Annotated in this window: 4 protein-coding genes; all 4 read left to right on the top strand. The window is 66.7% G+C overall.

Annotation, left to right across the window (positions count from 1 at the left end; translation table 11 throughout):
• Positions 1–4,445, top strand: a 4,445-nt coding sequence (locus tag BKH20_RS12740; RefSeq protein ID WP_075391371.1) for a DUF3418 domain-containing protein, incomplete at its 5' end; no start/stop codon positions are given.
• A 192-nt stretch (positions 4,446–4,637) separates the two neighbouring features.
• Positions 4,638–4,937 (top strand): MFS transporter, encoded by a 300-nt coding sequence (locus BKH20_RS12735; protein ID WP_075391370.1) that lies wholly within the window; start codon positions 4,638–4,640, stop codon positions 4,935–4,937.
• 76 nt (positions 4,938–5,013) lie between these two features.
• On the top strand, positions 5,014–6,735 hold the full coding sequence (locus BKH20_RS12730) for an alpha/beta hydrolase (RefSeq protein ID WP_075391369.1): 1,722 nt from the start codon (positions 5,014–5,016) through the stop codon (positions 6,733–6,735).
• A gap of 209 nt (positions 6,736–6,944) precedes the next feature.
• Positions 6,945–7,786 (top strand): hypothetical protein (locus BKH20_RS12725; RefSeq protein WP_178388612.1); only part of this gene is annotated, 842 nt, incomplete at its 3' end.

Here is a 7,786-nt window from a genome sequence, read left to right as displayed (position 1 = left end):
CCCGCCGTGAGGAGATCGCCGCCGCCATCAGCGAGCACCAGGTCGTCATCGTCGCCGGTGAGACCGGCAGCGGCAAGACCACCCAGCTGCCCAAGATCTGTCTGGAGCTGGGTCGGGGCATCACCGGGATGATCGGCCACACCCAGCCGCGGCGCATTGCCGCACGCAGCGTGGCCGAGCGCATCGCCTCCGAGCTGGGCACCCCGATCGGGCGTGACGGCGTCGTCGGCTACCAGGTACGTTTCACCGAGGAGGTCGGTGAGAACACCCTGGTCAAGCTCATGACCGACGGCATCCTGCTGGCGGAGATCCAGTCCGACCCCCAGCTGCGCCGCTACGACACGATCATCGTGGACGAGGCCCACGAGCGCAGCCTCAACATCGACTTCATCCTGGGCTACCTGGCGCGCCTACTGCCCCAGCGCCCCGACCTCAAGGTCATCATCACCTCGGCCACCATCGACTCCGAGCGCTTCGCCGAGCACTTCGGCCGCGAGCAGATCGGCGACCGCGGGCAGCCCTTCACCGTTCCCGCCCCGGTCATCGAGGTCTCCGGGCGCACCTACCCCGTTGAGGTGCGCTACCGCACGCTGGCTCCCGACGACGTCGACCCCGCCTCCGACGACGCCGGCGGCTCACCGACCGGCGGCACCACCGTCCCCCGGCCCGGCCCGGCGGGACCCGGCGAGCTGAGCGAGGCCGAGCTGGAGGCCCTGACCTCCCCCGACCCGGCGGTGCGCGCCGCGGCCCGGGCCCGCCGCGAGGCCATCCGCTCCGGCGCCGGCCCCACCGCGCTCACGCCCCGCAACCAGGGGGCTCGCGGCAAGGGCCGGGGCCGGGCCGCCTCCGCTGCCGCCGAGTCCGGGGAACCCAAGGACCAGGTGACCGGGATCCTCGACGCCGTCGACGAGCTCCTGGGGGAGCCCAGCGGCGACATCCTCATCTTCCTGGCCGGTGAGCGCGACATCCGCGACACCGAGGCGGCCCTCATCGACCACCTGGGGGCGCGCTACACGCCCGACGGTCGCTCGCGCACGCCGGGGGCCATCGAGGTCGTCCCCCTGTACTCGCGCCTGAGCGCCGCCGAGCAGCACCGGGTCTTCGAGGCCCACCGGGTGCGCCGCATCGTCCTGGCCACGAACGTGGCCGAGACCTCCCTGACGGTTCCCGGGATCCGTTACGTCGTCGACCCGGGCCTGGCGCGCATCTCCCGCTACTCCAACCGCACCAAGGTCCAGCGCCTGCCGATCGAGCCGATCAGCCGGGCCAGCGCCAACCAGCGGGCGGGCCGCTGCGGGCGCGTGGCCGACGGCATCGCCATCCGCCTGTACTCGCAGGCCGACTTCGAGGCGCGCCCGGAGTACACCGAGCCGGAGATCCTGCGCACCTCACTGGCCAGCGTCATCCTGCAGATGGCGGCCCTGGGGCTGGGGGCGGTGGAGGACTTCCCCTTCCTGGACGCCCCGGACTCCCGCCAGGTCCGCTCCGGCCTGCAGCTGCTCACGGAGATCGGCGCCATCGAGCCGGCCGGGGCCGCCTCCGCCCGCTCCGACGACGCCCCCGACCGGGGCCGCAGGGGGCCGCGCCTGACGGAGGTCGGGCGGCGCCTGGCGCGCCTGCCCATCGACCCGCGCCTGGGGCGCATGCTCCTGGAGGCCGGTGAGCTGGGCTGCGTCGGGGAGGTCATGGTCATCGTGGCGGCCCTGTCCATCCAGGACGTGCGCGAGCGCCCAGCGGACAAGCAGGAGGCCTCCGACGCCCTGCACCGGCGCTTCGCGGACCCGACGAGTGACTTCCTGACCTACCTGAACCTGTGGCGCTACCTGCGCACGCAGAGCCGCGAGCTGTCCGGCTCGGCCTTCCGGCGCATGTGCCGGGCCGAGTTCCTGCACTACCTGCGGGTGCGCGAGTGGCAGGACGTCCACACCCAGCTGCGTCAGCTGGCACGCCCCCTGGGCCTGGACGCGGCCCCGGTGGAGCTGCCGACGGCCCGTTCGATCCGGGCGGCCACAGAGGCCCTGGAGCCGGGCAGCCACGCCGCCCAGATCGCCAACGGGGGTGTGGCGGCCGCCGTCGTGGCCCTGGGGCGCAGCGCGGACACGCCCGACGCCGACGCGATCCACCGCTCGCTGCTGGTGGGGCTGCTGTCCAATGTGGGCAACTGGGATGAGCGTCGTCGGGAGTACGCCGGCGCACGCGGGACCCGTTTCACGATCTGGCCGGGCTCGGGCCTGCGCCGCAAGACCTACGACTGGGTGATGACCGCCGAGCTGGTGGAGACCTCCCGGCTCTTCGCCCGCACCGTGGCCAAGGTGGACTCCCGGTGGATCGAGCAGGTGGCGGACCGGGCGGGCCTGACCCGCCACATCTTCGGTGAGCCCTACTGGTCGACCCGCCAGGGGGCGGCCATGGTCCACGAGAAGGTGCTGCTCTACGGGATGACGCTGGTGGCGGACCGGCCGGCGACCCTGGCGAGCGTGGGGACGGACTCGGCCCGCCAGGTCGCCCGGGAGATGTTCATCCGCTCGGGCCTGGTGGAGGGCGGCTGGCACGCCCGCCACGGCTTCGTGGAGCGCAACCGGGAGCTCATCGAGGAGCTGCAGGACGTGGAGCGGCGTCGGCGCGAGCACGGCCTGCTGGCCGACGACGCCGCCCTGTTCGACTTCTACGACGACCGCGTCCCCGAGGAGGTGACCTCCGCGGCGGCCTTCGACGCCTGGTGGAAGGAGCAGCGGCGCACCACCCCGGACCTGCTGGACTTCACCCGGGAGCTGCTGCTGCCCGGCGGGGGCGACGCGAGCGGCTTCCCGGACACGTGGGTGCAGGGGGACCTGACCCTGGGCCTGAACTACGTGTTCGAGCCGGGCCACCCCGAGGACGGGGTCAGCGTCCAGGTGCCGGTGGAGGTGCTGGGGCGCCTGTCCCCGGAGGGCTTCGACTGGCTGGTGCCGGGGATGCGGGCCGAGCTGTGCGTGGCCACGATCCGGGCGCTGCCCAAGCGGGTGCGCCGCCAGCTGGTGCCGGCCCCGGACGTGGGCGCCCAGGTGTGGGCGCAGATCGCCCAGGAGTTCCCGACGTCGCCGGGTGCGAGCTGCCCCGAGGTGCCCTTCGAGGAGGCCTTCAGCCGGGTGGTGCTCCGCCTCAAGGGCGTGGAGATCACGGAGGCCGACTGGGCCGAGGCGGCAGAGCGGCTGCCGGATCACCTGGCGATGGGCTTCGCTGCCCTGGATGCACGGGGGCGGGTTATTGGCCGTGGCCGGGACCTGGTTGCACTCCAGCAGCGGCTGTCGGGCAAGACGGAGGCCGCTGTGCGCTCGGTGGTGCGCGGCGCGCTGGCCCAGGCGATGGCCGAGGCCCAGGAGCGCCAGGGCGCGCAGGGCGGGAAGTCGGGCCGCAAGGGTCGCAGGAAGAAGGATGGGCGGCCGGCCGCCGCTCAGCGTCCGGGCGACGCCGCTGGGACCGCAGGAGGCTCAGGGGCCGCTGCTGAAGGCGGCGCCGGCCTGGAGGAGCGCCGGGGTCTGACCGACTGGCCCCGAGACGTGCCGGGCCTGGGCGACCCGGATGCCTCGACGATCCCGGCCTCGGTGGAGTCCGCGGGCCGGGCCGGCCTGGTGGTGCGCGGCTACCCCGCCCTGGTGGCGAACGGGGCCAGGAGCGCGGACTTGAGGATCCTGCCCGACGCCGCCGCCCAGCTGGGTGCTCATGGCGCCGGGGTGACGGCGCTGGCCCTGGCGCGCACGGCCTTGCCGGCGGCCCGGGTGACGAGCCGGTGGAGCGCCCAGGAGTCGCTCATCCTGGTGGCCAGCCCCTACCGGAGCACAGAAGCCCTTGTGGAGGACGTGCAGGCGGCCGCCGCACGGATCGTGGCCGGGCACTGGGCGGCGTCGGCCTCCGGCTGCGCGCTGGCGGAGGTGCGCAGCAGGGAGGTCTTTCAGGCGCTGGTCGGTGTCATACGCGATGAGCTTGAGGACGAGGTCTACCGGGTGGCCCGGTATGCGGCCGCGGCGCTCACGGCGGCCCGGGAGGTGGAGCGCGTGGTGGGTGAGCACACCTCCCTGACGCTGCTGAACACACTGCAGGAGGTGCGCGAGCACGCGGCCGCCCTGGTTCCGGAGGGTTTCATCACCGCCACCCCGCCGGAGCACCTGGCGCATTTGGAGCGCTACCTGCGGGCCCTGGTGATGCGGGTGGAGAAGGCGGCCTCATCGCCGTCGGCCGCCTCTCAGGATGCGGCCTTGGCCTTCCAGGTCTCCCAGGCCCGGGAGGTGGTGGACAAGGCCTGCACCAAGGCGGCCTCGCTGCCGGCGGACCCGCAGCGTGAGGCCCTCCTGGAGGAGGCCCGTTGGATGGTGGAGGAGCTGCGGGTGAGTCTGTTCGCCCAGACGCTGGGCACGAGCCGCAAGGTGAGCCTCCAGCGCATCACCAAGCTCCTCAGCGGTATCTGACCCCGCTTCCGACGCCTGACTTATTGGCTGCTGCGTCCAGTAGACGCCGTGGACCTCGGGAGGATTTCGTCGTCCATATGTCCCCCGCGGCCGCCGATTGTTGGTTATCGTGTGATCGGTCGGTTCACTGTGGCGGCCGCGACTTGATAGCCATGAGGCGGTTTTCGCCGTGACGAGGAAGGACAGGGACAAGTGGCTGATCTGCGGATGTGCGAGGAGACGACGTCGAAGATCCGCTCGGAGGTGGAGAACTGCGTCAGTGAGGTGAACGTGTCGGGAGGCGACAGTGATGTGCGCTCCTCGGCGAACGGACTGACGGGTACCGGACTGTCCAGCAACGCGTCAATGGCCGCCGATGCGGTCTCCAAGGCTCGCACCACCTTCGCCAACAGGCTGACGAATCACCACAACGGAATCTACAACGCCACCAACCAGCTCAAGGCGGCCGACGGCGCAGCAGCAGCCTGCACCCCCAAGAACGGCGACAGCTGAGTCATATTAGACACTGTTAACTCACTTGACATATTTCCCTTAATGATTCAGACATCTTACCCTTTTGGAGGAACCTATGGTTACGTTCAATGACCTCCTGTCCTGGAGCGGCACCAACCTCGACACGGCCGGCGACGCCTTGGTGGCCGCCTCCCACAAGTACCAGCAGGTCAACACCGACCTTAAAAAGGACGGATTAGGTGACGGCCTGTCCGGAAAAGCCTTCGAGGCCGAGGCCAAGGCGCGACGAATCCTCGCCGACGACGCCGAGGACCTCTGGACCGGTCTGGAGAAGGCTGGCAACGACCTCAAGGACGCCTCAACCACTGTCACCACCATCAACAACGCCGCCCACAACCTAGTCGCCAGAATAAAGGATGATGATTTAGAGATATCCGAAAGCGGAAAGATTACGGCCGATTACAAGAAAAATCCCAGCCTTGAACCCGTTCACGCAATGTCATTGATTGAAGGATACAAGAGAGAGCGCGACCGACTTGTCGAACAAGCGCGCGACACAGTGGCCTTCATCTCTTCTGTATACAACGAACTTACTAAAATGGATGACACCGCAAACGGCCCGAGCCCCGAGGTGGTCAACCACGGCGAAAGACCCCCGAACCCCAAATGGACCCCCAACCAGGTCAACGACTGGTGGACTTCACTGACTAAGGCGCAGCAAGAGAACATCATCCACAAGCACCCGGCTTGGATCGGCAACCTCGACGGCATCCCCTCAAACGACCGACACAAAGCGAACGTGATCTGGCTCCCCATTATGCAAGCCGAGATAGACAAAAGAGTCCAAGACTACAAAAACAAACAAGACCCATGGGGCGACAACACCCCAGAGTATGAAGCTCTACTCCAGAGACAAAAGGACATTCACGCTCTGTCAGCCATGTTCCTGGACAGCAAGGGAAAACCCAAGCTCCTGGACAATGAAGGCATGCCCAAGCCTGTAGGTGGGCGCACCCTACTAGCACTGGACAACAGTGGCGACAACTTCCGGGCAGCAGTAGCCTCCGGAGACATTGACAACGCAGACCATGTCGTAGTGTTTACACCAGGAATGAACTCGACCGTCAACAAGAGTCTCGCAACAGATAAAGGCGGGACCGGAGACCACGTTAACAGCACAGAGAACATCATGAAGAAAAGCGGGCTCGAATGGTCCACCGAGGAAAACAAAAATAGTGAGACCGTTGCAGGGGTAACATGGATGGGCTACGATGCACCAACATTCAGAAATGTACTTTCTCCCGGAGAAGCCAAGGAAGGAGGGAGGCAATTGGCAGACTTCTACGAAGGCTTGCAAGCAACCCACCACGGAGACCCACACCTAATGGCAACCGGACATTCCTACGGATCCCTAGTGAATGGTTACGCATTAAAGAATTCGACCTCAAGCCCCGTGGACGACTTATCAGTATGGGGATCACCGGGAATCGGGACGACTGACGCCTCAGACTTACACCTTCTCCCGGACCACATGTTCTCGACGACAGCCGGCAACGATGGAATCGCGAGGGCTGGCTACTACGGTGGCACCGTCGGCGGCGGAGGCACAGCTGGCCCTGACTCAGATTTCACCGCACTGAACACTCAATCTCACGGCACCAACGGCTCCCATGGCCACCTCGCAGGAAATTCAGGTCATTCTGGATACATCCCCACTGAGCCTCCCGAGTCTCAAGTACAACCACCAGAAAATAGTACCTGCCTACATAATCAGGGGAAGATTCTGCGAGGCGCAGCCCCGGAATATGTGGACGATTATTCGATCGGCAACAACTAGAGCAGCCGAACTAGAGTTCACCCTTCCCACAACTATCAATTTTTTTCATCCTCAAGCCTCATTGGAGACTCGAATTGCCAGGCAGCCTGCGCCACGACCTGGAGACACTCAAGGACGACAAGTTAAGGCCGGCGATGAACTCAAGTGAATCCGACACAGATCAGCAAAGCAGCAAGAATACAGAGGGAACTATCTTTGCTCGCATCAGCATGGTTTTCGGCAACAGGAGGGTTGCGCTGTCCGGTAGATCGGCGGGCTGGTGGGCGGCCCGGGTGGTGCTGGTCGTGGTCGTGGTGGCGCTTTTCTGGTTCGTCTACACGGTGTACATCACCCTCAACCCCGACAGCGGCCCGGAAGGATACAAAATTCGGCGCATCGCCAGCACAGCCACCAAGCACCTCTCCAACAGCCCTGATGTCATCTCCGCTGAGATCACCGTGGCCTCAGCCGACAACGGCGGCCCCAGCGCTTACCTGGACGTACGCCTCAAGGACAACACCAGCCCCGATGCCGTGGCCAACCTGCTGGCTTCCACCCGCGATGCCACCTTCGGCAAAGACAACTCCGACACCCACATCAACCTCACCATCACCCTGACCTGGACACTGCACGACGCCAGCGTCAGCATCCTGGCTAGCGGCTCCCGTCCCCCAGAGCGCTCAATCATCAGACGCGACCTGGCCGCCGCGGGTGAGGCCACAACCATCGAGAACACCCATATCGACTACGGGCAAGTCACCACTCTCCCCACCACCTTGGCGCAACCAGGTGCCCCAGACTCCTCCAAGACCTTCACCATGAACGGCTGGAAAGTCACCTCCACCAGCAACACCGAGGGACAGTTCCCCACCACCGTCTCCTTCGAGCAGGTCATCACCGCCGCCAAACAGGCCGGCCCCACCGGCACCATCGAGCTCAGCAACGGGACCCTGTCCGTCACCGGCCTAGCCACCGACGAGAACAAAGGCCTCACCCCCGAGGCAGCAGCACCCGTCGTCCACACTGTCGCCGACTGCCGCGCCGCAGGACTCACCACACTCCAGCTCAACAA

Origin of the sequence: Actinomyces oris, from assembly GCF_001937445.1 — a bacterium.
GTDB lineage: Bacteria > Actinomycetota > Actinomycetes > Actinomycetales > Actinomycetaceae > Actinomyces > Actinomyces acetigenes.
The sequence above is the reverse complement of the archived record's forward strand: the minus strand, read 5'-3'. Positions and strand labels throughout refer to the sequence as shown.

What these genes read in the sequence shown, in the direction of transcription:
- BKH20_RS12730 (WP_075391369.1), top strand. Translation starts at nt 5,014, where the DNA reads ATGGTTACGTTCAATGACCTCCTGTCCTGGAGCGGCACCAACCTCGAC.